Here is a 26,449-nt window from a genome sequence, read left to right on the forward strand (position 1 = left end):
ATCAGACCACGAGCCCCTCCCCGCAAGGACGGATTCACGTGCATCCGCAGGTGCGCAGATGTGGGCCATATCGCGCACATTGCCCGATTCACGATTCCCGCACCCCCGGACCCGCCCAGGATGCCCGTACCCACAAGGCATCCTGGACAGCTCGGGCACCCAAGGCAGTCACGGAGCCCGAGGCGCCCGCGGGGCGGGCACGCCTACTGTTTACGCCGCCGATAGTGCTCCACGATCCAGGCGTCGACCTCGCGCTTACGCCAAACCCTGGTCCCTTTGGCCCCGCTACCCGCAGGCGCGTTGATGACCTGCAGAGGCTCCGGAAACTTGGCGTCCTTGCGAGTCCAGTAGTCCACAGCCTGTCGCGTGATCTTGAGTTGGAACGCGATGTCCCCGATGCCAACCAACTGCTCACCGTCGTCCACGACAACATCGTAACCACTTTGCTCTTGCTCAAGAACCTCGCTAGGGTCGTTTTTGCTTATCGACAAATAAAGGCTGTGGAGGAAACATGCCAGCGACCCCCGGTGGACAGGACGCGATCAGTGAGCTGATTGACCGCGACGAGGCCTACGACGCGGACCCGTCCGGAGACCCTCCACTCCTGGTGGCGAGGTATCGAGCCGCATTGCGGGCGGCGCTGCGCGCCCGGCAGCCGGCGCCGGACAGCCAGGCACAGGCCTGGACGCAGCGGGAACGCGACGCCTACCTGGCCGGCGGGGAGGCCGCCCGCCAGGCGGCCGTCAGTGCGATGGCCACGGCGATCCTGGGCACCGAGCCGGAACCTCCCGGGGCCGAACGCGCCGCGCCCGAACCACCCGACCGGCCCACCGGCGCAGGCCAGGTCGACTGACCAGGAGACACCGACCATCGGCGTTCGTGTCGTCACGCACTCCCGGCCACGGATGGCCGGTAGATTGGCCGCGCCGGCACCGGACGCGCCCAGCCAGGCGCGGCCCGTGGCCCGGCTCGATGGACGGACCGACGGACGGCCCCTTGCCGACTGCCACCGCGCAGGGGCCGCACGCCGATCAAAGGAGATCACCATGGGGCACACGCCGCTGCCCGGCGACGAGATCCCGAGCGACGAGCGCGAGATCGGCTGGGGCGACGAAGTCCTGTTCGACGACGAGGTCGACACCGACCTCGCGCGGCTCATGGAAGACCTGCCACCACACCACGTCGATCGCTGACCGCCACCAACCTCACCGCGTCGGCGCACCCCGCCGCTCGTCCTCTCGTCCTCTCGTCCGCTCACCTGCTCGCACCGCGGTCCCGACCGGCTTCGCCGGCGGACCTCCCGCCCGGCGTGACATTCCTCGCGCCGCGGCGGGCTGGCGCGGCCTCGCGGATCCGGCCGAGTTCCCACAGTGCCCTCGGCAGCCCGCCGACGGGTGACCGCACCCACGGGCTCGGGCGCGGCCGATGCCAGCCGACACGGGGACTTCACACCCGGGTCGGACGACGTTCACGCCCGGGTCGGACGACGTTCACGCCAGCGACTGTGACGTGCGATACACCCGGCCCGGACGGAACACAAGGTGACCTTTGGCATTGGATTCCGTCACCCAAGGGCGCAATACTGATCGAGCCTCGCATCTGCGGTAACCCTCATGCGCCTACCGCCACATCGTTCCCCTCGGAGACGACGTGATGCTCACCATCGGCGAAGAAGCCGACACGCTCATCGCAGGCCCCGAAGCGGCCCCCTCGACATCGAAAGCGGCGTCCACGCCGACGTTGCTACCACTCGGAGCTCCATCCAGCCCGCCAGTCATGACGAGACTGCTCGCGACCGTCCGCCCCAGCCCCGGCCCCGGCACCGGCACGGGGATCGAGATCGGTGCGGGGGCCGGGCTGGCCGTGAGCCCGCCGGCGACCGTGACCGGGCATCGTCCCGACCGCCCGCTCCGGGCCCGGGTCGAGCAGCGCGCCGAGGGCGCCGTGATCCATCTGAGCGGTCTCCTCGCCGCTGGGGCGATCGGCGCGGCGAGGGCGGCGGTGGACGACGCGGCCACCCCGGGGCCGCGGGACATCGTCATCGATCTCGCCGGGGTCCACGGTGCGGACCCGCTCGGCGCGGTCCTGCTGGGGGCGATGAGCCGCCACGCGGCCCGCCGTGGCTGCCGGTTACGCCTACGTGCCGTCGGGCCGCCGGTACTGCAGGTGCTGGCAGAACGGGGCGTGCGGGTCGAGTTTGTGGACCCGCACAGCTGACCTCGACGGCCACCCCTGTTCGCCCGTACCGTAGGGGGGTATTTCGCGGCGACGGCGCGGGGGCAGGTGATGCGGGTGAAGGCCGAGGCCGACCAGATGACCCAGGTCCAGCCCCAGGGCGACCAGCAGGAGCACGCCGAGTCACATCACGGGTACACCTCCGGCAAGGACGAGTACACCGCGCGGCTGCGGCGGATCGAGGGCCAGGTGCGGGGCCTTCAGCGAATGATCGCCGAGGACAAGTACTGCATCGACATCCTCACCCAGGTCTCCGCGGCGACCCGGGCCCTGCAGTCCGTCGCGCTCGGCCTGCTGTCGGACCACCTGGCCCACTGCGTGGCTCAGGCCGTCGCGGATGGTGGGCCCGCCGCAGACGAGAAGCTCCGCGAGGCGACCGCCGCGATCGCCCGTCTCGTCCGCTCCTGACCTGCGGAAAGTGGCGAACTGCGACGACACGGGTCGCGCAGCCGTACCCGGCCCCGAACCCGAGCTCGGTCCCTGCCGGTCCGCGACCTTCGAGCGTGTGTGGCTCGACGCCCACTCGTGGGTGGATGTGGCCCGCGGCTGGATGCCGGCCGCGGACGCGCTCTACGAGGCCGTCCGCGACGGCACCCCCTGGCGTCAGGGGACGATGTGGCGGTACGAACGCCACGTGACCGAACCGCGGCTGAGCGCCTTCATCCGCAGCGGAGCCCCCGTTCCGTTCCCACCGCTGCTGGCCGCCTACCGGGCGCTGCGCCAGCGGTACGGGGTCGACTTCGACGGGTTCGGGCTGTCCTGGTACCGCGACGGGAACGACGCCGTGGCCTTCCACCGCGACCGCGAGATGCGCTGGCTCGACGACACGATCATCGCGATCCTCACCCTCGGCGCCCGACGTCCCTTCATGGTGAAGTCGCGCCACCTCCCCGCCGGCCGCCGGATCCTCAACGATCCCCAGGACCGCACCGGCCGCGACTTCTCCCCCGCGGGCGGTGACCTGCTCGTGCTCGGTGGGCGGGCGCAGGCCGACTGGCTGCATGCGGTGCCCCGGGTCACCGGCGCGGTGCCCGGGCGCATCTCCGTCCAGTGGCGTTGGACGTCCCGCTCGGGCCGCCCGGAGATCGGCCCCGGCTACGGAGCCGCACGCACCTTCTCCTCCCGCTCCTCCCGCTGACGAGCGCCTCCCGCTGAGGAGCCCGCCCACGCCCCTGCCGGCGGCGCGGGCGGGCTCGTCAGGTCAGGATTCCTCGCAGGGCGGAGCGTAGTGGCGGTCGCCGACGTGGTCGCGCCAGTCCGCACGGGTGATCGTGGTCGCGGTCCGGGCGCAGATGTTCTCGGCCGCCGCGGCCGGATCAAGCTCCCAGACCCGCGCGGCGTTCCCGTCGGCCACGACAAGCGTCCGCGCCGGCCCGCTGGCGAGCGCAAGCCCGACCGGCGCGTCGAAACCGTCGGAACCGTCGGTGGTGCCGCCTTCGGACCTACCGGGCAGCGACAGGCTCAGCCGGGGTGACGGGTGGCGCGGGCTCGTCAGGTCCCAGACAGCGACGTCACCACCGACGCGCGCCGGCCCCACCACGAGCGCGCGGCCGTCCGCGGAGAAGGCGACCTCGCCGGCCCCGCCAGCCGGCGAGAATGAGGTCAGCCGATGGAGGCCCCGCGGATCGCGGGGGTGGTAGATCTCGACAATCGAGCGTGACCTCGGCGCGGACGTCGGGTCGGTGGCGTCGGCTGTGACGTCGGCTGTGACGTCGGCGGGCAGTCCGGTGGTGGTGACCGCCAGCGTGCGGCCGTCGGGCGAGTACGAGGCGCCGGCGACGACGCCGTCACCGCGCAGCTCGCCCGCCAGCCGAGGCTGGCGCGGGTCCTTCAGAGACCACATCGAGAGACGCCCGACGCCGCCGGCCAGCAGCTGGTCGCCTCCCGGCGCGAAGGCCAGCGCGGTGACCGGCCCGGCGATGCGAACCTGGGCGAGCCTGGCGGGCTTGCGGGGGTCGACGACGTCCCACAGCCGCACCGTGCCGTCGGACGATCCCGTGGCCACCAGCCGGCCATCGGTGCTCACCACGATCTCGTCGACGGTGCCGCTGTGCCCGGCCAGGGCCCCGAGCCGCTCGACCGCCCCGTCCGCCGTCACACGCCACAGCCCGACCGTGCTCGGGCCGCCGCCGAGCCCTGCCCCGGCCGCCGTGATCACAATTGTGCCGGCGGAGGCGGGCCGCCCCGGCTGGGACAGGTAGGCGACGGCGCTGACCGCCGGCCCGTCGACCGGAAGCGCGGTGATCTGGGTGCCGGCCGTCGGATCCGACAGGTCCCAGAAGGCGGCTCCGGTCGCGCTGGCGGTGAGCATGCTCCGCCCGTCCGGTGCGACGGCGAGGCCGACGACGTCGCTGGAAAGGTTGCCGACCCGCCGGACGGACGCGTCGACCAGTGCGGCGGCCGCGGTCGTGGTAGGAGAGATCCCGTAGGCCGCCAGGGCGAGCTGCCCGGCGAGATCCGGCTGGCGCTCGAACAGATCGCGCGCCTGGCGCGCGATCTTCTTGGACGCACTCGCCGCCGTGTGCGCCCGGACCAGACCGACGATCTCGATCGCCAGGGTGACCGCCGTCAGGCTGGCGATCAGGCTGAGGAACACCCGGAACCGTCGGTCGCCCCTGCTGTGATGGGTTCGGCTCCCGACCGGAGCGGACGCCTCGACCGGAGCCGGTGACTCGACCACGTCTGGGGACTCGACCACGTCTGGGGACTCGACCACGTCTGGGGACTCGACCACGTCTGGGGACTCGACCGGCTTGGCCCGGTCCGCGGGCTGGGGCGACGGTGCGTCGCCGCCTGCCTGCGGCACACCGGCTGCCGGCGGTTCGTCCACCAGCTCGTGCCCACCGGCCTCCCCCGTGCCGCCGACCGGCCCGGGTTCACCCACCAGCTGGGGCTCACCCACTGGCCGGGGCCCGCTCGCAGCCGTCGGCTCACCCATCGGCCGGGGCTCACTCGCCGGCTCGGGCCTGCTCGCCGAGGCTTCGGCCGCCGAAACCACCTCGGGCACCGGAACCACTTCGGGCACCGGAACCACCTTGGCCGCCGGAACCACCTCGGGCACCGCATCCACCTCGGCCGCCGGAACCACCTCGGGCACCGCATCCACCTCGGGCACCGGCACGAGCACAGGCGTCGGAACGTCCGGGCCAACGGAGCCGGGTTCGCCGCCGGGTCGAGCTATGAGCCGGGTGGTGGCCTGTGCCGGATCGGCTGGGGCTCCGCCGTCACCGCCCGGTTCGCCGTCACCGCCTGCCCCGGCGTCGTCCACAGTGGTGGGAGCGGGACGATCGGTGCCCGTCAGCCCGGTGCCGGGACGTCCGTCCAGCAGTTCCAGCAGTTCGGCTGCTGTCGGGCGGCGGGACGGATCCTTACGCATCGCGGCACTGACAAAATCACAGAGAGTCAGATCCAGGCCGCGCAGATCGGGCTCGGCGTAGACCGCCCGCTGCAACAGAACCTGTGGTGTTCCGTTACCGAACGGAAGCCGGCCGGTGGCCGCGAAGAGGACCACACCACCCCAGGCGAAGATGTCCGACGCCGTTGTGAGGGGCCGCCGCAGAACATGTTCCGGGGTAATGAATGCCGGTGTGCCGAGGCCGGGTCCCGAGCCCGCCCGACCTGCCAGCGCGGCGGAGTTGAGGACGCGCACGAGGCCGAAGTCGAGCAGCCGGATTCCACTCGGGGAAAGCAACACATTAGCTGGTTTCAGGTCTCCGGAGACCAGACCGGCACCATGGAGCCCGGTCAGTGCGGACACAAGTGCCATCGCCATGGCCCGAACGTCGTCCGGTGGCAGCGGACCGGTGTGCGCGACCCTCTGGGCCAGCGTCGGAGCATCCACGAACTCCGTCACGACGTACGGCGGATGCGCCGTGGTGCCGGCGTCGATGATCTCCGCGAGTGACGGTGGCGCGAGCGCCCGAACAGTCTCAAGATCCGCCTGCAGCAGCCGGCGGAATTCGTGGTCGCGGGCGAACGCCGCACTGATCATCTTGATGACGACATGCCGGCCGGCTGGATCTAGCGCGAGATAGACCGGCCCGGTTCCAGCCTCAGCCAGCTGCCTTTCCACGGTATACGGGCCGATTGAAACCGGCCGATTGCCGCGTGGTGCTTCGAGGTGTCGCCGGGCAACGACCACAGGTCGGCACCTCCGAAATATTCGTGAAACCCCGTAACGAGAACGCCGCAGTCACATCGGACGTGCTCGCATGTTATCTATGCCGAGGCCGCCCGAACGGGCCGGTTACGCTTCGCGGTCGCCGAGTGCCGCGGCGACCGCGAGGAGCAACCCGGGATGCCGGTAGACCGCCCCGATCGTCAGCGGCCCCCCGCGGAGCGCCTGTAGCACCTCGTCGTGGCGCGGGACCTGTGCCCATCGGGCCCGCACCAGCCCGGCCAGGACGAGCAACCCGCCCAGATGATGTTCCAGCGCGTCGCCAGCCGGCCCGAGCAGGCCCCCGAGCCAGGCCCGGTGCTGGGCCGCGCTCATGATTTCCCACACCACCCGGTCTGTCACCCCCGCAGACCCTTTCGGACCACCCTGGGGACCACGCTCCCCGTCCGGCCAGTGGTGCACCGCGACAATGTGTGGCAGGCGCACCAGGCTGCCGCTGGCAGCGGCGCCCGCGGCGGCGCCTGCGAGCTCGGGGCGATGATCCGCGACGACGACCCGGCTGGCCAGGCCACGCGCCGTGCGCGCGTCGTGCAGTCGGCCGGCGAAGCAGACCGCGAGCGCGGTGCTGACGACCGGTGCGAACCGCGCGTGCACCGCGACCGCGGTGAGGTCCGCCGTCTCCACCAGTGCGACGGCCGTGCGAGCCGCCTGGCCGGGATCAGCGGCGACGAACTCCACCCGGGTGACCTGGTGGCCCGCGGACGGATCGCCGGCCGGCACCGGGCACACCGGGGAGCCCGGCGTGCGGCGAACCCGGTCGATCGTGATCAGGCCGTCGACATAGGGCAGGCGCAGCCTGGGCAGGTCCGCGGCGGCAACGGCGTGCGGGTCGCCGCCCGCCATCGCCCGCCTCCTCGTGCCCGCTCCAGGTACGGCCGACCCTACAAGCGCTGAGGTGGGCCGGAACCCGAATTCACGTGAAGATCGATCCGAAGGCAACTACCAGCCCCAGCAGGCCGAGCGGCCGCCTCCGGCACTGTTGTCCCGCAGGGTTTCCGGCGCCGCGGGCTCCCCCACGCCGCCTGCTCGGCCGGCCACCGACTGCTCGGCCGGGCCGACTACTCCGCTTGGCCGCCGGACGACCGGGCGAAGGGCCGCAGGCGGGCGACCAGGCCCCGAACCTCGGCGCTGGCCGCGGCCAGCGTCTCCTCATAGGACGTCGCGGCCCCGTCGAGGAGCACGTCGAGCGCGATCAGGCGCTCGGCGACCTCGGTAATGAGGTCGAAGTCACGCACGTGCTGATGAGCCAGCTCAGCCAGCCGCTCATTTTTCTCAAACAGCTCGACAAACACGCTCACCTTGGCACGCAGGAGCCACGGGTCGAACGGCTTGGCGATGTAGTCGACCGCGCCGACCGCGTACCCACGGAAGGCGTGATGTGGCTCACGGTCAATCGCCGTCAGAAAGATGATAGGCGTGTCCCTCGTCCGCCCACGCTGCTTGATCCGGTGCGCGGTCTCGAAGCCATCCATCCCCGGCATCTGAACGTCCAGAAGGATGACCGCGAAGTCGTCGATGAGCAGACGCTTGAGTGCTTCCTCGCCCGAGGACGCCGTGACCAGATCCTGGTCCAGCGAGGCGAGGATCGCCTCCAGGGCCATGAGGTTGTCAGGCCGGTCATCCACAAGGAGGATCTTGCTTCGCGGGCGCTCCGAATTCGAAGCGCCCGCGGTTTCGACAGGTCCGCCGGTCCGCTCGGTCACCCGCCTGCCTCCTCCTTCGCCGGTCGGCCTGGATGTTCGTGGCGACGACACCACTGTTCCACCTTCGCCGATCGGCATGTGCGGGCCATCACCGGCCCGTCGACGCTTACCCGAATGCGCACCATACGCGATCTGATCATCACAGATGTGACCGCATCACTCCGAGGAGGTGATCGAGATCCACGGGCTTGGTGATGTAGTCCGTCGCCCCGGCCGAAATGCTCTTCTCCCGATCACCGGGCATCGCCTTCGCGGTCAGCACGAGAATCGGCAGCGGCGCGAAGGCGGGCATCGCGCGGATCGCGGATGTCGTCTCGTTGCCGTCCATGCCGGGGAGCATGACGTCCATCAACACGAGGTGCACCGGCGCGCTGTCCTGCTGGAGCGTCCGGATCGCGTCGTGGCCGTTGTCAGCGTAGAGCACCCGCATCCCGTGCATCTCCAGAGCGCTGGTCAGCGCGAACACGTTGCGGACATCGTCGTCTACCACCAGCACCGAGGCGCCCACAAGCGGATCGGAGTTGTCGAGGTTCTCGGCGGGCGGCCGAGCCACCGCCGACGGGTCGGTGAGGAACGGTGTGCCCCCGCCCGAGCGTGGGTCCACGGTTTTCGCCTCGGGAGCCCGGCTTGACCACAGCGTACGCTCTCCGACCCGCGGCCTCCCGCCCTGCCCCGCGCGCTCGGCGTTCGGCGCGGAACCGATCCCCGGCGCCGCCGGCCCGGTCGACCCCGCCGACCCCACGCCGGTGCGCCCCAGCCCCGATCCCACCTCGGCCGGGGAGCCCGCCGCGGAGCTCCCCGTGACCTGCCGGCGATCCAGCGCGGTCAGTTCGGCCCCGGCCGACCCCGGGCCCCGGCTACCGTCAGCGCCCGCCTCCAGCCGCGATCGTGCTCCACCCGCACCTTCGACGATCATGAGAACGCCGTCCGGCTCGCCGGGAATCACTATGGCCGGCGCCTCGGCCGGCATCACCGACGGGACGAACAGCGTGAACGTGCTGCCCTGGCCGATCTGGCTGGACACCGCGATCGAGCCGCCGAGCAGGCGCGCGATCTCCTTGCTGATCGACAGCCCCAGGCCGGTGCCACCGTAGCGGCGGGACGTCGTGCCGTCCGCCTGCTGGAAGGCCTCGAAGATCATGCGGAGCTTCTCGGCCGCGACACCGATCCCGGTGTCGCTGACGGCGAAGGACAGCACCATCGGCGCCGACCGCAGGCTCGGCGCGACGAACGGGGTGTCGGGCGACGCGACGGAGACGTCCAGGCGCACGGTGCCGGAGTCGGTGAACTTCACGGCGTTCGACAGCAGGTTCTTCAGCACCTGCTGGATGCGCTGCTCGTCCGTGACGAACTCCTCCGGGACGTCGCGTGCGACGGTGATCTCGAAGGTCAGGCCCTTCTCCTCGGCGGTGGGCCCGAACACTCCCGCGACCGCGTCACACAGGGCCGCGGTGCGCACCGGACCGGCGTCGACGTTCATCTTGCCCGCCTCGACCTTGGAGAGGTCGAGGATGTCGTTGATGAGACCGAGCAGCTCCGAGCCCGCGGAGTGGATCGTCTCGGCGAAGTCGATCTGCTTCTGGCTGAGGTTGTGGTCGGGGTTGTCGGCCAGCAGCTTCGCCAGGATGAGCAGGCTGTTCAGCGGGGTCCGCAGCTCGTGGCTCATGTTCGCCAGGAACTCGGACTTGTACTGCGACGACAGCGCCAGCTGCTCGGCCTTCTCCTCCAGGCCGATGCGGGCCATGTCGATCTCGGTGTTCTTCTCCTCCAGCAGCGCCGCCTTCTCCTCCAGCTCGTTGTTGGTGCGCTGGAGCTCGACGGACTGGGAGCGCAGCTCCTGGGTGAGGCGCTGCGACTGGGCTAGCAGCTCCTCCGTCCGGGCGTTCGCCATGATCGTGTTCAGGACGACGCCGATGGTGTCGACGAGCTGGTCGACGAGGGTGAGGTGCAGGTCGGAGAACGGGGTGAAGGACGCCAGCTCGATGACGCCGAGCACCTGGTTCTCGAAGATGACCGGGACCACCACGAGATCACACGGTGGCGCCTCACCGAGGCCGCTGCGGATGTTGAGGTAGCCGGCCGGGACGTCCTCGACCCGGATGCGCTTCTTCTCCAGCGCGGCCTGGCCGATCAGCCCCTCGCCGAACAGGAAGGTGCCGTCCGAGCGGCGCCGCGGCACCGACCCGTAGCCGGCGACGTAGCGCAGCTTGTCGCCCTCGATGAAGTCGAGCAGGTAGACGGTGCCCTGCTGGGCGTTCACCGCCGGGGTCATCTCACTGATGATCATCTGGCAGACCGTGTAGAGGTCGCGCTGGCCCTGCATCTTGCTGCCGATGAGGGCCAGGTTCGACTTCAGCCAGTCCTGCTGGGCGTTGACCTCGGTGGTCTCCCGCAGCCTGGCGATCATCTGGTTGATGTTGTCCTTGAGCTCGGCGACCTCGCCCTCGGCCTCGACCGTGATCGAGCGGGTCAGGTCACCGCGGGTCACCGCGGTGGACACGTCGCCGATCGCGCGCAGCTGGATCGTCAGGGTCGTGGCGAGCTGGTTGACGTTGTCGGTGAGGTCCCGCCAGGTGCCGGCGACGCCGGCGACCGTGGCCTGGCCGCCCAGCTTGCCCTCGACACCCACCTCCCGGCCGACCCGGGTGATCTCGATCGCGAACGAGGAGAGCTGGTCGACCATCGTGTTGACGGTGTCCTTCAGCTCGGCGATCTCGCCCTGCGCGGTCACCGTGATCTTCTGCGAGAGGTCGCCGCGGGCGACCGCCGTCGTCACCGCCGAGATGTTGCGCACCTGGGTGGTCAGGTTGCCGGCCATCGAGTTCACCGACTCGGTGAGATCCCGCCACACCCCCGACACACCCCGCACGTGCGCCTGGCCACCCAGGTTCCCCTCGGTACCCACCTCGCGGGCGACCCGGGTGACCTCGTCCGCGAACGACGACAGCTGGTCAACCATCGTGTTCAGGGTCTCCTTGAGCTCCAGGATCTCACCCTGGGCGGTGACCGTGATCTTCTGCGAGAGGTCGCCGCGGGCCACCGCCGTCGCCACCAGGGCGATGTTGCGCACCTGACTGGTCAGGTTGCCGGCCATCGAGTTCACCGACTCGGTGAGATCCCGCCACACCCCCGACACACCCCGCACGTGCGCCTGGCCACCCAGGTTCCCCTCGGTACCCACCTCCCAGGCGACCCGGGTGACCTCGTCCGCGAACGACGACAGCTGGTCCACCATCGTGTTCAGGGTGTGCGCCAGCCCCGCGACCTCGCCGCGGGCGTCCACGGTGATCTGCCGGGTCAGGTCACCCCGGGCCACCGCGGCCGCGACCTCGGCGATGCTGCGCACCTGGGTGGTCAGGTTGCCGGCCATGATGTTCACCGAGTCGGTGAGGTCGCGCCACACCCCGGAGACGCCCATGACCTTGGCCTGACCGCCGAGCTTGCCCTCGGTGCCGACCTCCTTCGCCACCCGGGTGACCTCGTCGGCGAAGGCCGAGAGCTGGTCGACCATCGTGTTCACGGTCGACTTCAGCTCATGGATCTCGCCGCGGGCGTCCACGGTGATCTTCTGCGAGAGGTCGCCCTGCGCTACGGCGGTCGTCACCTGGGCGATGTTGCGGACCTGGCTGGTCAGGTTGCCGGCCATCGAGTTCACCGACTCGGTGAGATCCCGCCACACCCCGGAGACGCCCATGACCTTGGCCTGACCGCCGAGGTTGCCCTCGGTGCCGACCTCGCGGGCCACCCGGGTGACCTCGTCCGCGAACGACGACAGCTGGTCGACCATCGTGTTCACGGTCGTACCGATGCGGAGGAACTCACCGCGCACCGGCTGGCCGGCGATCTCCAGCGCCATCTGCTGGGAGAGATCACCCTCGGCCACCGCGGCGATGACCCGGGCGACCTCGTGGGTGGGCCGGGCCAGATCGTCGATGAGCGAGTTCACCGACTGGGTGAGCTCGTCCCAGCCACCGCTGCCACCGAGGTCGTCCATCCGCAGGGTGAGACGACCGTCACGTCGAATCACCTTGGAGACTCTGGAAACCTCACGTGCGTGCCGCTCCTGCATGCCGGCGAGCTCGTTGAACCGGCGGGCCACGTCGCCACCGACACCGTCACCGATCGGGAGCCGGACACCGAAGTCACCGTCGACCAGCCGGTCGAGCCCCGCGAGCAGGCCTGGCAGCAACGCCTCCACGCCCCCGGTGGCGCTCCCGGAGCCACCTCCGACCGTGCCCGCGCCGTAAGCGGGGCCAGGAGGCGCCGGGGCACTGTGGGCAGAGCCGTTGACCGACCCGTTGGTGGTGTCGCCCGTCGCGAGGGTGCCGGTGGCGCCCGCGGGCGGACCGCCGGCATCCCCGCCATGCTCGGACGACTGCTGGCGGTCGGGGCTCACGTCGGCGCTCATCAGTCTCCTACCTTGCCTGTGACGGTGGAATTATGAGGGCTACGAGCCACCCACGGGCGGCCTGGGGCAAGCAGTGGCGGCCGGGTGGCTCGGGCCGCGTGGCCGGTGCGCGGCAGCGGGTCCGCGATGCATGGCTGGTCTGGCGCCTGACGGGCGGGTGCATGGCCGGTCCGCGCACAGGTGGTGCCACCGGGCCCTGCCGGTGGCCCGTTCGGCCCAGCGGTCGACATCCGTTGGCCCGGGTTCCAGGGTGACTGACGATGGTGTGGTCGAGATCGGTGCGTGGGTAGGCGTGTAGCCGACGACGATGCGGAATGTGGCCATGGGATGGAGGTGTGCTGGTGTCGTCCGATCGGCCCGAACTGTGGTCCCGCTGTGGACTTTTGTCCCCGCCTGAGCAACTTCGGGCCAGGAACGCTCGAAGCAGGCACATCAGCCGCCAGTATCCGCCTTACCGAGGACGACGCAGGAGAGACTGAGCCACATGAACGCCGACCCAGCGGCCGGAGACCGGGTCGCGCCCCCGCGCTCTGTCGAACTGCCACCGACTGCTGACTCTCCGCGGTCGGCCCGGCGCTTCGTGCAGGACGTCCTGCGCGGCAATCTCGACGAGGACACTCTCGACTCGGCACTGCTCCTGGTCACCGAGCTGGTCACCAACGTGGTCGTGCACGCGGGGACGGTCGCGACGGTCGGCATCACGCTGGAGTCCGCGGGCGTGCGCGTCAGCGTCAGCGACCGCCATCCGGTCCGCATCGGCGTCGGTCGCCGCGAGACGCAGGTGGTGCGGCCGCGGCCAGCCGCGCCGGACGACCTCGAAAGCCTCGACGGGCTGGGCCTGGAGGGCCTTGACGGCAGTCCCGACGGGCTCGAGGGCCTGCGCGAGGACGGCCGTGGCCTCGCGCTGGTCGATGCGCTGGCCAGCTCCTGGGGCACCGAGCACGTCGCCGGTGGGAAGACCGTCTGGTTCCGGCTGACGGCCGCCGCCTCCGCGCAGCCACCGGAAGGCACGCCAACCGGTGCGGCGCGCGGCGCGGAGGGCGCGGCAAGCACGGAAGGCAGGTCAGGCGCGGGGAACGCGCCGAACGCGGACGGCACGAGGACCACGGAGCGCGCGGAGGGCGCCGCGGTCGTCGCGCCGTCCGACCCGGGTTCCGCAGGCGTCCCGCCCAGGCTGCCCCGGCTGATCGCCCGCGACACCGCCCGTGCGCTGAGCGCCGAGGGCGAGGTGTCCGAGCTGCTCGCCCAGCTTCTCGACGCCCTGCCCGCCAGCGGCGGCGTGGTGCGGCGCCCCGCCGCGGACGGCGTTCGGGTGGAGACCGTCGCGGCGATGGGCCGCGCCGGCACGGACGCACAGGCACGGGTGTTTCCCCTCGACCCGACCCAGGACAGCCTGGGCGAGCTGCTGCTCTGGCCCTCCGTCGAAGGCACCGCCAGCGGCGCCGTCGGGCCTGCGGACAGCCACACGCAAGGGCGCGCAGAAGGGCACTCGGAAGGGCACCACGGCTTCGACGTCGAGCGCGTCCAGCTCGTCTCGCGCTGGATGGCGCTCGCTCTCGGCGGCGGCGACATGCGGCGGGCCGAGGAACGCCGCATCGGGATGCTCTCCTTCCTCGCCGAGGCATCGGATCTGCTGGCGGGCAATCTGGACCTGGCCCGCTCGCTCGCGCTGCTGGCCCGGCTTCCGGTACCCCGGCTGGCACAGTGGTGCGCGGTCTACCTCAACCACGAGGGCGCGAACCCCACGCTGGAGGCGTTCGGGCACGCCGAGGAGTCCCAGACGGCCGCGCTCACCCGGGCCGCGGTCGACCCGGACGGCGCGCTGATGGCCGCGGTGCGCGCCGCGCGCGGCGACCAGGTGCAGATGGTGACCGCGTTCGGCGGGCCCGCCCTGGTCGTCGTCCTGCAGGCGCGGCGGCGCGTGCTCGGCGTGCTCGCGCTCGGTCGCGCCCCCGGCCACGCCTTCCTCGCGGACGAGATGGATCTGCTGGCGGACCTGGCCCGCCGGGCCGCGTTCGCGGTCGACAACGCCAGGCTGTACAGCCGTCAGGTGGAGCTCGCCGGCACCCTGCAGGCCGGGCTGCGCCCGCCCGCGCTGCCGAACATCCCGGGGATCGATCTCGGCTCCGCCTACGGGGCCGCGCAGTCCGCCGGGCTCGACGTCGGTGGGGACTTCTTCGACCTGATCCACGGTCCGAACGGCTGGACCGTGGCCATCGGCGACGTCTGTGGCAAGGGAGCGGAGGCCGCGACCGTCACCGGGGTCGCCCGCGCCGTGCTGCGGCTGCTCACCGGCCGGGGCGCGGCGCTGGAGGAGCTGCTGCTCGAGCTCAACCGCGCGCTGCGGGACACCGCCACCGCCGGGAACGCCCGCTTCTGCACGATGGCCGCCGCCTCGATGCTTCCGCTGGCGGGCGGCAACGCCCGGTTCCACCTGCACCTGGCCGGTCATCCCCAGCCCGTGGTCCTGCACCAGGACGGATCAGCGTCCCTCGTCGGCCTGGCCGGCACTCTGCTGGGCGTGCTCGACGACGACGAGATCTCCTTCCCGGGCCTGGAGCTGCAGCTACAGGCAGGCGAGTCTCTCGTGCTCTACACGGACGGCGTCGTCGAGGCCAGGCAGGGGCGGGAGTTGTTCGGGGAGCAACGGCTGGTCAACGCGGTGGCCGGCTGCCACGGCCTTTCCGCACAGGGGGTGGCCGACCGGGTGCTGTCCGCGGCAGAACGGTTCGCGGGTGGCAATCTGCGCGATGATGTGGCGATTCTCGTCGCCCGGGTGGCCGACTGAGCCTTCTCCATCGCCGGCTCGAAGCAGCCCGACTCGGCGGAGTTGAGGATCCTGGTCGTCGGGACGACCAAAAGCCCATGATCTTCGAGCGCAGCGAACGGCGCCAGCCCGAAACCGCCATCCGCAGTTCGAGGAGCCGGGCGTGGACGGTGCGACGGGGGCAGGGGGAAGACTCACCTGACCCCGGGCACCTGGATTGCGCTGCCGCCTGATGGGTAAACAGTGCGAGATGTCCCCGTTCAAGACGTGGTGATCGATGAGTTCTACGTCGGTTCCGATGAGTGTGGTCCAGCAGACGGGTCCGTGCCGTCCGCCGGCCACGCACATCGTCGCGGAGCTGCCCTACCTCCCGTCCGCCGTGCCGCAGGCACGGCGGGTGCTGCGGGAGTGCCTCGGGCTGACCGACCTGCCGGACGACAGCCGGGCCACGGCCGAGCTCCTCGTGAGCGAGCTCGTCACCAACGCGGTCAAGTACGGCAGTCCGCCGGTGTGGCTGCTCGTCGAGCTTCGGCCGGGCCTCGTCCACGCCTCGGTGTCCGACACGTCGACGACGCTGCCGCACCGCCGTGTGATCGACGCCGACTCCGAGGGGGGCCGCGGGCTGCTGGTCCTCGACGCGCTGGCCGGCAGCTGGGGCGCCGTCTCCGTGGAGTCCGGCAAGTACCTCTGGTTCGACCTGCCGGTCATCCGGTCGGAGTAGACGGATCCCGGGCCGACTGATCCGAGGCCGACCGATCCGGAGCTGGCGGCGGCAGGACGATACGGGCCGCGCGGGGGTGGCCGAGGAACTCGTGCATGGCGAACTCGTAGCCGTAGGCACCGGCCATCGGGAAGACCACGACGTCGCCGGCCCGCAGGCGGTCGACGGTCACGTCCCGGGCCAGGGTGTCCTCGGGAGTGCACAGCTCGCCCACCACGGTGACCGGGCCGGCGGCCACCTCGGGCCGGGGCCAGCCCACCGGCCAGCTCTCGCGGGGCACCACGGCGAAGTTGTGAACGATCTCCCAGGAGGTCGGCAACTGGAAATGGTTGATACCGCCCCGAAGTATCGCGAAAGCCTCACCGTGCACCTTTTTGACGTCGGTCACCTCGGCCGCGTACCAGCCACAGTCGGCCACCAGCATCCGGCCAGGCTCGAAGATCACTCGGACGTCCGTCGGCGGGCGCAGCCGGGCCAGGCCATCACCGAAAAGATCGAGGTCAAACGGACGCTCGCCCCGCCGGTCCGGCTCGAAGGGCACGCCGAGACCACCGCCGACGTCCACCACCCGCAGGTCGAAGCCGCCCTCGCGCGCCTGCCGGACGGCGAAGTCGAGACACCACCGCACGTACTCCAGGTGCGCGGCCGCGTCGAGGTTTCCCGAGACGGCATGCACATGGAAGCCCACCAGATCGATCCCCGGCAGAGAGCGCGCCAGCTCGACCGCGCCCGGCACCTCCCGCTCCTCGATCCCGAAGGCACTCGGACGCCCACCCATCCGCAACGAGCCGGCGAGCCCGATCCGGGCGGGGTTCACCCGCAGCGCGACCGCGGCACGGCGGCCGGCTCGGGCGGCCACCGCATCGATCCGCAGCAGCTCCAGAGGGCTCTCCGCGTTGACGACGTCGACGGTTCCCGACGTCTCACCCGCGGCGGGATCCAGGAGGGCCCGCAGCAGGCTCAGGGACTTTCCCGGGCCCGACGCCACCATCCGGGGCAGGGGCTGCGGCTGCCGCTGCGGCTGCGGCTGCGGCTGCGGCTGCGGCTGGGGCTGGGGCCGCGGCTGGGTTGGCTGACCCGTGCGGGCCAGGGCATCGGTCGCGAGCGCGAGCTCACGCGCCGAGGAGATCTCGAACCCGTCGACCCCACGACCGCCGGCCAGCAGCGCGTCGAGCACGGGTGGGAAGGAGTTGGCCTTGACCGCGAAGTACAGCTGCGCCCACGGCGGCAGATGGCGACGCAGGTCGACGGCGGCCCGCTCCGCCACAGTCGGCGCGTAGAGGTACGCGCTGAGCTCGGGCTCCGCGTCGACACCGGACTCCGCGCCACCGCCGAGCTGCAGGCCGCCGCCGGGCCAGGCCCGCACGTACTCGATCACAGCCGGGGGCAACCGGTCCGGGCCGAGGGCGCGCAGTGGCGCCGCCGAGATCGGAAGATCCAGCACAGCCCGAAATGTACGACGTGGCGGCAAAGCATGCGCGTTGCCCGAGCCTCTCCCGACCCGGATCAGAAGCCAGCCGTCATGCCCAGGTCGAGTGCAGGCACGCCGGGCCGCCGGGCGGGGAAACGAGGTCACGAAATAGAAACCGCCCCGAAACGATGCCGACATCCACGGAACGGCTCCACCTCGCCCATTTGCGATCGTAGTATCACGGTGGGCAACGATCGCGCGGGGAGTCGGACGGGAAGCCGCGGGCGAAGCCCATGCAGGAAACCCACCGAGGAAGCCCAGCCGCAAAAATCCCACATGGAGAGCACGGCCAGCGCCCTACCCCGACAGTCGGCAGCCGTAAGGGAGAGAACGCCCCGACGCGAGGGGTGCAGCACAGTTCAACAGTGAGGAAGAGCTCGGCGCGTCCACTGGCCGGAGATCGGGACTCATTGAGGTTAGGCTTCCCTGATCCGGTCCGCTCGAAGGGAAGTCGCCGTGACGACAATCTCACCGGCCGACATCGATGCCAGTACCGGCGGAGCAGGTCCCAACAATGCGGATCCCAAGGCCGCGGCGGCGATCCTGGCGCGGCAGGCCACCCGTGAATCCGCCGCCCGCACCTACGCACGATCGCTCCCGATTGTGCCGACAAGCGCCACGGGGTCCTGGATCACCGGTGCCGACGGGCGGCGTTACCTGGATTTCCTCGCCGGAGCCGGCACCCTCGCCACCGGGCACAACCACCCGGCGGTCGTAGCCTCGATCGAGCGCGTCCTGCGTTCCGGAGCGCCCCTGCACGTCCTCGACATCGCCACTCCGCAGAAGGACGCCTTCACCGAGGAACTGGCGAACACGCTGCCCGTCGGGCTGCGCGAGGACCCGAAGCTGCTGTTCTGCGGGCCGACCGGCGCCGATGCCGTCGAGGCCGCGCTCAAGCTCGCGTACACCGTCACCGGGCGCCAGAACGTCCTGGCGTTCACCGGTGCGTACCACGGGATGACAGCCGGAGCACTCGCCGTGACCGGCAACGTGCCCGTGAAGGAGCCGCTGCCGACAGCAGCCTCGGTCGTCCGGCTGCCCTTCCCCTACCCGTACCGGTGCCCGTTCGGTGTGGGCGGCGCCGCCAGCGCGGAGATCTCCGCGCACTATGTCGAGCAGCTGCTCGACGACCCCTGCGGCGGTATCACCAGCCCGGCCGCGATGATCCTCGAGGTGGTGCAGGGGGAGGGCGGCGTCGTTCCGGCCCCTGACGGGTGGCTACGGGCGATGCGCGAGCTGACCAGCCGCCGCGGGATCCCGCTCATCGTGGACGAGGTCCAGACGGGTGTCGGGCGTACCGGCACCTTCTGGGCCTGCGAACGGGCCGGCGTGGTGCCCGACATGCTCGTGATGTCGAAGGCGATCGGCGGTGGGCTGCCGCTGGCCGTCGTCGCCTACCGCGCCGACCTGGACGTCTGGGCGCCGGGAGCGCACGCGGGCACCTTCCGCGGAAACCAGCTCGCGATGGCGGCGGGGCTGGCGACCCTGCGGCTGGTGCGGGACCACGGGCTCAGCGATCGCGCGGGAGTGGTCGGTGACCGGCTGCTGGCCGGTCTGAACCACATCGCCCGGGGCACCGAGATCGTCGGCGACGTGCGCGGCCGCGGCCTGATGCTCGGCGTCGAGATCGTCGACCCGCACCGGGAGCCGGACCGGACCGGCGCTCGGCCCCCGGATGCCACTCGGGCCGCGGCGATCAGATCCGCGTGCCTCGACCGTGGCCTGATCATCGAGCTCGGCGGCCGACATGACGCCGTGCTCCGTCTGCTGCCGCCGCTGACCATCACGGACGATGAGGCGGACCTCGCGCTGGAGATCCTGGCCGACGCCATCGCACTGTCCGGCACGCCCAAACTTTCCGGCGCAGCAGAGAGGATGGGATGACGGGGCCGGGTCACCAACCCGCGGACGATCTGCGAACACTGCTACGGGTCACGTTGGAGGCCCTCGACGCCGGCCGCCGGGACCGCAGCGGCCCCCTGCCCGCCGGCGGGCCGGCCGCCGTCCGGCAGGCGACGCTCGACGCGCTCGGGCCAGGGCCGCTTCTGCCCCGGACGGGCGACGGTGAGGCCGCGGCGCTCGGCGCGCTCACCCGCATGCTGACCGCGGGGTCGGCCGATCCCGCGGATCCGTTCTGCGCGGCCCATCTGCACTGCCCACCGTTGGCTGTGGCCGTGGCCGCCGATCTCGCGGTGAGCACGCTCAACCCGTCGCTGGACTCCTGGGACCAGGCCCCGGCCGGCACGACCGTCGAGCTGGAGGTGGTAGCCGCGCTGGCCGAGCTCGTCGGGTTCGACCCGACGCACGCCGTGGGCACCGTGACCACCGGCGGCACCGAGTCCAACCTGATGGGCCTGCTGCTCGGCAGCCACACCACCGGGCAGGCGGCCATCCGGTCGCGAGCCCGGGGCCGGAGCGGGCCGAGAGCCCACCACGGCCGGCCCGGGCCACGGGCCCAGCTCGGGCGGGCCGGCCGCGGTGGCAGCGCGGGCCCGGTTCCCGTCCTGTGCTCGGCGGCCGGCCACCACTCGGTTCGGCGCGGTGCCGAACTGCTCGGGCTCACGAAGGTCGTCCCGGTCGCGGTCGACGCCGCGTACCGCATGGACGTCCAGGCGCTGCGGGCCGCGCTGGCCCGGCACGACGGCCCCGTCCTCGTCGTCGCCACGGCGGGCACCACCGACGCCGGCGCGATCGACCCGCTGGCCGAGATAGCCGACCTGGTGCGCAGCCATCCGGCGCCGAGCTGGCTGCACGTGGACGCCGCGCACGGCGGTGGCGCCCTGTTCTCCCGCCGGCTCGCCGGCCGGCTCACGGGCCTGGACCAGGCCGACTCCGTCGCGCTCGACCTGCACAAGCTGGGCTGGCAGCCGGCACCCGCGGGAGTCTTCCTCACCCCGTCACGGCGCGGCTGGAGCCGGCTGGAAGCCGAGATCGCCTACCTCAACCCGGCCGATGAGACCACTGCGGGATACACCAGCCTGTTGGGACGATCGCTGCGAACGACCCGCCGGCCGGACGCCTTCAAGATCGCGGTGACCTTCCGCGCGCTCGGCCGGGAGCGCCTCGGGGCGATGGTGGACGCCTGCCACGACCTCGCCGAGCACGCGGCGCACGTCATCGCCGACCACCCTCGGCTGGAGCTCGCCGCGCCGGTCACCCTCAGCACCGTGCTGTTCCGGTACGTCCCGGCCGGCACCGGCACCGGCACCGGCACCGAGGAGGGCACCCGGCTCGACCGGCTGAACGCCGCGATCCGCAGCCGCCTGCTCGACGACGGCGCGGCGGTCGTGGGGCGGACGACCGCCGGCCCCGAGGCCGCCGTCCACCTCAAGCTCACCCTGCTGAACCCGGCGGCCACCGCCGCCGACGTCTCCGCGCTGCTCGCGCTCGTCGCCGCCACCGGAGACCGCATCGCGGCCGAGGCACAGCCTTGACCATCGCGAAGCGGACGGTCGCCGACAGGACCGCCGAGGCCCCCGATCCCGGCCCGATCCGCCCAGACCCGGCAAGCCCCGGTGTATCCGGGGCCGGCACCGCAGCCGCGGCCCCGGCAGACACGGGCCCGGCCGGTGCCGCGGCGGACGAGGCGGACGAGGTCGTGACCGAGGTCCTGCTCCGGTGCTGGTTGAGGGAGGTCGGCGCCGAGGCGGGAACGCCGACCGGCCCGGCGCTCCGGCTGCCGCTGCCCGCGACCGGCCTGGCACTGGACCTCGACATCACCTACCGGTCTCCGACCGGCTGGCACCGCTTCGGCCCGCCGCGTCTGCACGGCACGCCGATCGACGCGGGCCGGCCCGACGCGGGGCTGCTCGACGCTGGCCTGCTCGCCGCGCTCCTGACCCGAGAAGTGGCCGCCGGTGCGGCACTGCCCCCCGGCACCGCGCGCGGGGCTCTGGCGCGCATCCTCGACTCGGCGGAGTGGATCACCCGGATCGTCGCCTTCCGTCGCGGTGAGCCCGCCGCCGCGTCGGCGGCAAGTGCGTCGGCGGCAAGTGCGTCGGCGCCCGGCGAGCCCGCGGATCGGTCGGCCCGCGAGCCCGCCCGCGTGCCGGCCGGGGACGCCGCGAACCGCGCGCCGTTCCTCGTGGCCGAACGTGCTCTGATCACCGGTCACCCGTTTCACCCGGCCGCGAAGAACCGGGGGGAGGCCTCGGCCGCCGAGACGGCGCGGTACTCGCCCGAGCTGCATGGGGCGTTCCGGCTGCACTGGTTCGCGGCGCATCCGGGCATCGTCCGCCACGGCGGACCCGACCCGGCCCGAACGCTCGCGTCGCTGCGGGCCGAGGCCGGGACGGAAACCGGGAACGGAAACGGGAACGAGACCGGGAAGGGGACGGGTACCGGCCCGGTGGCACCGCCGGGTTACCTGCTGCTGCCCGCCCATCCCTGGCAGGCGCGCACCGTCGGCGACCGCCCGGAGCTCGCCCGGCTGCTCGACGACGGACGGCTGGTGGATCTCGGTCCGTCCGGGCCGCCCTGGTTCCCCACATCGTCGCTGCGCACGGTGTGGCGGCCGGACGCGCCGGTCATGCTCAAGCTCTCCCTCGGTATGCGGATCACCAACTCCCGCCGGGAGCTGCACACCGACGAGCTCGCCCTCGGCGCGGAGATGGCCCGGTACGCCCGGCTGGCCCTGGACGAATGGCTTGGCCGCCACCATCCGGACTTCCGGCTCCTTTCCGAGCCGTCGTGGGCCGCGGTGCTGCCCGGTGGGCTGGAGTGCGCGCTGCGGACCAACCCGTTCGGGGCCGGGGACCGGGCGGTGTGCGCCGCCGCGCTGATCGCCGACCGCCCCGACCTCGCCTCCGGGGCGCCCGACCGGTCACGGCGGTCGATGCTCGCCGAGATCATCACAAGCCTCACCCGCCGCGGAACGGCCGCGACCCGCCCGGCGGCAGCCGGCTCGGCTGTGACCCTCCCGGCGGCGGCCGGCTCGGCGCAGACCGGCTCGGCGGCGGCCAGCCACGTGGCGACCACGACAGTGGCGGGCGAGTGGTACGGCCAGTACCTGCGGGTACTCATCCTGCCCGTGCTCGACCTTTACCTGCGCCGTGGCGTCGGCCTCGAGGCCCATCTGCAGAACACCGTCGTCACACTTGACGACCAGGGCTGGCCGGTCACCGGATGGTTCCGGGACAGCCAGGGCTACTACCTGGCCGCCTCCCGCGCCGAGGCAGCGCGGCACGAGGTTCCCGGCCTCGGGGACGGGCTGCCCGCAGTCTTCGACGACGCGCTGGTCGAGCAGCGCCTCATTTACTACACGGTGGTGAACAACGCCCTCGCCGTCATCGGCGCGCTCGGCGCCGCCGGGATCGCGGACGAACGGGTACTGCTCGCACAGCTGCGTGCGGAACTGGTCCGTGCCCGCTGCGGCCCGGGCGGGCGGGCGCGGCGGGGCCGGGCGCTGCTGAACCGCCTGCTGGATGCCCCGACCCTGCCCTGCAAGGCGAACCTGCGCACCTGCGTCGACGGCCGCGACGAGCTGGTCGGCCCCGTGACCTCCCAGTCGATCTACGTGGAGATCCCCAATCCAATCGTGGAGGTCCGTCCCTGATGTCACCCTCCGCCACGGCCCCCGAGCCGTTCGACCTGCTCGGGGTGGGACTCGGCCCGTTCAACCTGTCGCTGGCGGCGCTCGCCGACGGCGTGCCGGGCGTGCGGGCCGTCTTCCTGGAGCAGCAGGACGCCTTTCACTGGCATCCGGGGCTGCTGCTGGACGGGACGACGTTGCAGGTTCCCTTCCTCGCCGACCTGGTGACCCTGATCGACCCGACCAGCCGGTGGTCGTTCCTGTCCTACCTGCGCGAACACGACCGCCTGTTCCGTTTCTACTTCTACGAGCGGTTCCACCTGCCGCGGCGTGAGTACGACGACTACTGCCGGTGGGTCGCGCAGTCGCTCGGGTCCACCCGGTTCGGGACGCGGGTCGATGCGGTGCGCTGGCGGCCGGGCAGCGAGCTGTTCGAGGTGACGGTCAGCGGCCCGGACGAGTCCGCACCCCGCGTGCTCACCGCCCGCAACCTCGTGCTCGGCCTCGGCACCGAGCCGGTCGTCCCGCCGGCCTTTGCCGGCGTGCGCGGCCGGCGGGTGTTCCACTCGGCCGACTTCCGCGGGCAACGCGACCAGCTGGCCGGGGCCCGGCATGTCACGGTCGTCGGTTCCGGGCAGTCCGGCGCCGAGGTGTTCGCGGAGCTGCTGCGCGCCCAGCCCTCGACCGGGCAGTCGCTGGCCTGGATCACCCGCACCCCCGCGTTCGCGCCGATGGAGTACTCCAAGCTGGGCCTGGAACAGTTCACCCCGGACTACGTGCGCTACTTCCACGGGCTCGACCAGCCGACGAAGGACGCCACCGTGCCCGGCCAGTGGCAGCTCTACAAGGGCATCGACGCGCAGACCATCGGCGAGATCTACGACCTGCTCTACGAGCGCAGCATCGGCGGCACCGACGCGGACGCACTGCTGCTGCCGAACGTGTCCGTGGAGGCGGTGAGCCAGCCCGGCGCGGATCACGCGCACGCCCTGCGCCTGCGGTGCCGGCACCGCGCCCAGCACCGCGAGTTCACTGTTGACACCGACGCGGTCGTCCTCGCCACCGGCTACGCACCACGCCGGCCGACGCTGCTCGACCCGGTCGGCGGGCTGCTGCACCTCGACCCCGGCGGCCGCTTCCGGGTGGACGACCGGTACCGCCTCGCGACCGCGGCCGAGGTCACGGGACGGATCTACGTCCAGAACGCCGAGCTGCACACGCACGGGGTGGGCGCGCCCGATCTGGGGCTGGGCGCCTGGCGGGCCGCGGTGATCCTCGACGACCTGACCGACGGGCGGGCGCACCGGCTGCCTCCACCCACCGCCTTCACCACGTTCGGCGCTCCCGAGCCACCGCGAGCCGCCGTGCCGGACGGGGCGACCGGGGGTGCGGTTCCCGCCCAGCCCGTCCAGCCCGCCGAGGCCACCGAGGCCGGCGGAGCGGGCCGGTGACGGGCCCGGAGCAGGTCGAGCCGACGCAGGCCGAGCTGTGGCGCACCGCGGGCCGCGCGCTGCTGTCCCGGCTGATCGCCGAGCTGGCCTACGAGGAACTGCTCGTCCCCACCACACACACCACCACGCACGCCACAACACCCGCCGCGGCGCCGCCCACGGCTGCGCCGCCCCCGCTGGCCGTTGGTCGGGGCACGTCGGCGCACTACCGGATCGAGTGCGGTCCGGCGGCCTACACGTTCAGGGCCCGGCGGGGCACCTTCGGCACCTGGTGGCCGGCGGCCGCGACCCTGCGCCGCGGCGGTGAGCCGGCCGACGACCCGGTCCGGTTCCTGCTCGACGCGCAGGCGTTGCTGGGGTGGTCCGGCGACGTCCTCGCCGACGTCGTACGCGAGGTGACGGCGACCCAGCGAGCGGATGTGGAGATCCTGCGCGGGGCGCTGCCCGCGGCGCGGCTGGCCGGGCTTTCCCACCTGGAGCTGGAGGGGCGCCAGGCCGGTCATCCCTGCCTGGCCGCGAACAAGGGCCGGCTCGGTTTCGGCGTGGCCGACGCGGCCTGCTACGCCCCGGAGTCGGGCGTCCCGTTCCGGCTTCGCTGGGTGGCCGCCGAGCCGGGTCTGGGGCTGCTCGTCACGCAGGCCGGGCTGACGCCGTCCGACCTGTACGACCGCGAGCTGTCGGCCGCGACCCGGGCGGAGTTCACCGCCGCGCTGACGGCGGCGCTGATCCGCGGCGGGCGCGCCGGGGGAACCAACGCCGCTGACGCTGACGCGCTGGCGGCGCGGTATGTGTGGCTGCCGGTCCATCCATGGCAGTGGGAGAACGTGGTGACGACGCTCTTCGCCGGCGAGCTGGCCACCGGGGCCCTGGTCGATCTGGGCGAGGCACCGGACCGCTACCTGCCGCTGCAGTCCGTCCGCACGGTGGCGAACATCGACACGGTGGGCGGGCGCGACGTCAAGCTCGCCCTGATGATCCGAAACACCCTGGTGTGGCGGGGGATGTCCGCGGAGGACGCGAAGGCCGGTCCCGTGGTCTCCTCGTGGCTGACGTCAGTGGCTCGGCAGGATCCGCAGCTGCGGGCGATGGGGGTGATCCCCCTGCCGGAGGTCGCCGGCGCGACCGTGGCGCATCCCGCCTTCGACTCGCTGGCGGACGCCCCCTACCGCCTGCACGAGCTGCTGGGCGTGCTCTGGCGGGAGCCGGTCACCGCCTTCCTCGCCCCGGGCGAACGGGCCCGGACGATGGCCGCGCTGCTCACCATCGGGTCGGATGGCCGAGCGCTGGCAGCCGAGCTGGTGCACCGGTCCGGGCTGACCGCCGCCCAGTGGCTCGCCGCGTTCCTGCACGCCCTGCTCCCACCGCTGCTGCACTACCTGTACGTGTACGGAGTGGCCTTCACCCCCCACGGCGAGAACGTGATCTGTGTGTTCGACGCCGACGACGTGCCGCGGCGCATCGCGGTGAAGGACTTCGGGGCCGACATCGACCTGGTCGAGGGTGACTTCCCGCAGCGCGCCGCCATAGACGGCGGTGCGAGCGCGCTGTGCCGCCACTGGCCGGCCCGGATGCTCGCCCACTCGGTGCTCTCCGCCGTGTTCGCCGGTCACTTCCGGTACTTCTCGGTGGTCGTCGAGGATCACCTCGGGATCGCCGAACCACAGTTCTGGGCGATGGTGCGGGATGCCGTGCTCGACTACCAGCGGGCGCATCCGGAGCTGGCCGACCGCTTCGCGCTGATCGACCTGCTGGCCCCGTCGTTCGACCGGGTCTGCCTGAACCGCGAGCAGCTGTCGGGGGCGGGCTTCCACGAGCGTGCCGGCCGGGACGCCCAGTTCGACGTCCTGCATGGCATGGTCGCCAACCCGCTCGTGGCCACCGGCACACCTGGCGACCGCGGACCATCCGGCGGCGAGCCATCCGGCGACGGCGAACCGCTCGGAGATGGGCGTTGACAGCGGCCGGGAGTCCCCCGCCCCCTGCGCC

At 72.2% G+C, this 26,449-nt stretch carries 18 protein-coding genes; 12 read left to right on the plus strand and 6 right to left on the minus strand.

What is annotated here, in order from left to right:
- Positions 1 to 203 precede the first annotated feature (203 nt).
- The gene (locus AWX74_RS25380; RefSeq protein WP_006545578.1) at positions 204 to 425 is read right to left on the minus strand and encodes a hypothetical protein; all 222 of its coding nucleotides are present in this window, start codon (positions 423 to 425) and stop codon (positions 204 to 206) included.
- An 86-nt stretch (positions 426 to 511) separates the two neighbouring features.
- Between AWX74_RS25380 and AWX74_RS25385 the strand changes: the two genes are divergently transcribed.
- The 5 genes from AWX74_RS25385 to AWX74_RS25400 all read left to right on the plus strand — a co-directional run bounded on the left by AWX74_RS25385 (position 512) and on the right by AWX74_RS25400 (position 3,373).
- On the plus strand, positions 512 to 853 hold the full coding sequence (locus AWX74_RS25385) for a hypothetical protein (protein WP_091281904.1): 342 nt from the start codon (positions 512 to 514) through the stop codon (positions 851 to 853).
- 193 nt (positions 854 to 1,046) lie between these two features.
- Positions 1,047 to 1,193: a hypothetical protein gene (locus AWX74_RS40195; RefSeq protein WP_165615783.1), complete on the plus strand. Its 147-nt coding sequence runs from the start codon at positions 1,047 to 1,049 to the stop codon at positions 1,191 to 1,193.
- 583 nt (positions 1,194 to 1,776) lie between these two features.
- The gene (locus AWX74_RS25390) at positions 1,777 to 2,217 is read left to right on the plus strand and encodes an STAS domain-containing protein (protein WP_226931228.1); all 441 of its coding nucleotides are present in this window, start codon (positions 1,777 to 1,779) and stop codon (positions 2,215 to 2,217) included.
- A gap of 69 nt (positions 2,218 to 2,286) precedes the next feature.
- Complete coding sequence (locus AWX74_RS25395; RefSeq protein ID WP_226931227.1) at positions 2,287 to 2,643, plus strand: metal-sensitive transcriptional regulator; 357 nt, start codon at positions 2,287 to 2,289, stop codon at positions 2,641 to 2,643.
- Between the two features lie 10 nt (positions 2,644 to 2,653).
- The gene (locus AWX74_RS25400) at positions 2,654 to 3,373 is read left to right on the plus strand and encodes an alpha-ketoglutarate-dependent dioxygenase AlkB (RefSeq protein WP_091281911.1); all 720 of its coding nucleotides are present in this window, start codon (positions 2,654 to 2,656) and stop codon (positions 3,371 to 3,373) included.
- Positions 3,374 to 3,436: 63 nt separating this feature from the next.
- Here AWX74_RS25400 and AWX74_RS25405 read toward each other — a convergent pair whose 3' ends face one another.
- The 4 genes from AWX74_RS25405 to AWX74_RS25420 form a co-directional block, all read right to left on the minus strand.
- The gene (locus tag AWX74_RS25405) at positions 3,437 to 6,376 is read right to left on the minus strand and encodes a serine/threonine-protein kinase (protein WP_091281914.1); all 2,940 of its coding nucleotides are present in this window, start codon (positions 6,374 to 6,376) and stop codon (positions 3,437 to 3,439) included.
- Positions 6,377 to 6,481: 105 nt separating this feature from the next.
- Complete coding sequence (locus AWX74_RS25410) at positions 6,482 to 7,255, minus strand: hypothetical protein (RefSeq protein WP_091281917.1); 774 nt, start codon at positions 7,253 to 7,255, stop codon at positions 6,482 to 6,484.
- Between the two features lie 215 nt (positions 7,256 to 7,470).
- A complete protein-coding gene (locus AWX74_RS25415; RefSeq protein ID WP_091281919.1) occupies positions 7,471 to 8,115 on the minus strand; it encodes a response regulator in 645 nt (214 codons plus the stop codon).
- A 139-nt stretch (positions 8,116 to 8,254) separates the two neighbouring features.
- Complete coding sequence (locus AWX74_RS25420) at positions 8,255 to 12,523, minus strand: HAMP domain-containing protein (protein WP_091281922.1); 4,269 nt, start codon at positions 12,521 to 12,523, stop codon at positions 8,255 to 8,257.
- A 484-nt stretch (positions 12,524 to 13,007) separates the two neighbouring features.
- Between AWX74_RS25420 and AWX74_RS25425 the strand changes: the two genes are divergently transcribed.
- Together AWX74_RS25425 and AWX74_RS25430 are read left to right on the plus strand one after the other, a co-directional pair.
- Positions 13,008 to 15,311: a SpoIIE family protein phosphatase gene (locus AWX74_RS25425; protein ID WP_091281926.1), complete on the plus strand. Its 2,304-nt coding sequence runs from the start codon at positions 13,008 to 13,010 to the stop codon at positions 15,309 to 15,311.
- A gap of 256 nt (positions 15,312 to 15,567) precedes the next feature.
- Positions 15,568 to 16,011: an ATP-binding protein gene (locus AWX74_RS25430; RefSeq protein ID WP_054571425.1), complete on the plus strand. Its 444-nt coding sequence runs from the start codon at positions 15,568 to 15,570 to the stop codon at positions 16,009 to 16,011.
- On the opposite strand, the gene AWX74_RS25435 is transcribed toward AWX74_RS25430, so the two are convergent.
- A complete protein-coding gene (locus AWX74_RS25435) occupies positions 15,995 to 17,455 on the minus strand; it encodes a type III PLP-dependent enzyme domain-containing protein (protein WP_091281929.1) in 1,461 nt (486 codons plus the stop codon). The two genes, AWX74_RS25430 and AWX74_RS25435, sit on opposite strands and share 17 nt — an antisense overlap.
- A gap of 483 nt (positions 17,456 to 17,938) precedes the next feature.
- Here AWX74_RS25435 and AWX74_RS25440 point away from each other — a divergent pair, with 483 nt between their 5' ends.
- Genes AWX74_RS25440 through AWX74_RS25460 form a run of 5 tightly spaced genes read left to right on the plus strand, consistent with a single transcriptional unit; the run spans position 17,939 to position 26,418 of the window.
- Positions 17,939 to 19,366 (plus strand): diaminobutyrate--2-oxoglutarate transaminase family protein, encoded by a 1,428-nt coding sequence (locus AWX74_RS25440; protein WP_091281933.1) that lies wholly within the window; start codon positions 17,939 to 17,941, stop codon positions 19,364 to 19,366.
- Positions 19,363 to 20,916: a pyridoxal phosphate-dependent decarboxylase family protein gene (locus tag AWX74_RS25445; RefSeq protein WP_091281937.1), complete on the plus strand. Its 1,554-nt coding sequence runs from the start codon at positions 19,363 to 19,365 to the stop codon at positions 20,914 to 20,916. The genes AWX74_RS25440 and AWX74_RS25445 overlap by 4 nt, the downstream gene beginning before the upstream one ends.
- Entirely contained in the window at positions 20,913 to 23,036 is a 2,124-nt protein-coding gene (locus AWX74_RS25450; RefSeq protein WP_226931225.1) for an IucA/IucC family protein, read from the plus strand. The genes AWX74_RS25445 and AWX74_RS25450 overlap by 4 nt, the downstream gene beginning before the upstream one ends.
- Positions 23,036 to 24,463 carry a lysine N(6)-hydroxylase/L-ornithine N(5)-oxygenase family protein gene (locus AWX74_RS25455; protein ID WP_091281940.1) on the plus strand — a complete coding sequence of 476 codons (1,428 nt, stop codon included), beginning with the start codon at positions 23,036 to 23,038 and terminating at the stop codon, positions 24,461 to 24,463. The genes AWX74_RS25450 and AWX74_RS25455 overlap by 1 nt, the downstream gene beginning before the upstream one ends.
- Positions 24,460 to 26,418 carry an IucA/IucC family protein gene (locus tag AWX74_RS25460; RefSeq protein WP_091281944.1) on the plus strand — a complete coding sequence of 653 codons (1,959 nt, stop codon included), beginning with the start codon at positions 24,460 to 24,462 and terminating at the stop codon, positions 26,416 to 26,418. The genes AWX74_RS25455 and AWX74_RS25460 overlap by 4 nt, the downstream gene beginning before the upstream one ends.
- Positions 26,419 to 26,449: the final 31 nt, after the last annotated feature.

This window comes from Parafrankia irregularis (assembly GCF_001536285.1).
Classification (GTDB): Bacteria; Actinomycetota; Actinomycetes; order Frankiales; family Frankiaceae; genus Parafrankia; species Parafrankia irregularis.

Coding starts and splice junctions, on each gene's coding strand:
- AWX74_RS25420 (WP_091281922.1), bottom strand. CDS start 12,523: ATGAGCGCCGACGTGAGCCCCGACCGCCAGCAGTCGTCCGAGCATGGC.
- AWX74_RS25430 (WP_054571425.1), top strand. CDS start 15,568: ATGAGTTCTACGTCGGTTCCGATGAGTGTGGTCCAGCAGACGGGTCCG.
- AWX74_RS25390 (WP_226931228.1), top strand. CDS start 1,777: ATGACGAGACTGCTCGCGACCGTCCGCCCCAGCCCCGGCCCCGGCACC.
- AWX74_RS25385 (WP_091281904.1), top strand. CDS start 512: ATGCCAGCGACCCCCGGTGGACAGGACGCGATCAGTGAGCTGATTGAC.
- AWX74_RS40195 (WP_165615783.1), top strand. CDS start 1,047: ATGGGGCACACGCCGCTGCCCGGCGACGAGATCCCGAGCGACGAGCGC.
- AWX74_RS25410 (WP_091281917.1), bottom strand. CDS start 7,255: ATGGCGGGCGGCGACCCGCACGCCGTTGCCGCCGCGGACCTGCCCAGG.
- AWX74_RS25425 (WP_091281926.1), top strand. CDS start 13,008: ATGAACGCCGACCCAGCGGCCGGAGACCGGGTCGCGCCCCCGCGCTCT.
- AWX74_RS25455 (WP_091281940.1), top strand. CDS start 23,036: ATGTCACCCTCCGCCACGGCCCCCGAGCCGTTCGACCTGCTCGGGGTG.
- AWX74_RS25395 (WP_226931227.1), top strand. CDS start 2,287: ATGCGGGTGAAGGCCGAGGCCGACCAGATGACCCAGGTCCAGCCCCAG.
- AWX74_RS25445 (WP_091281937.1), top strand. CDS start 19,363: ATGACGGGGCCGGGTCACCAACCCGCGGACGATCTGCGAACACTGCTA.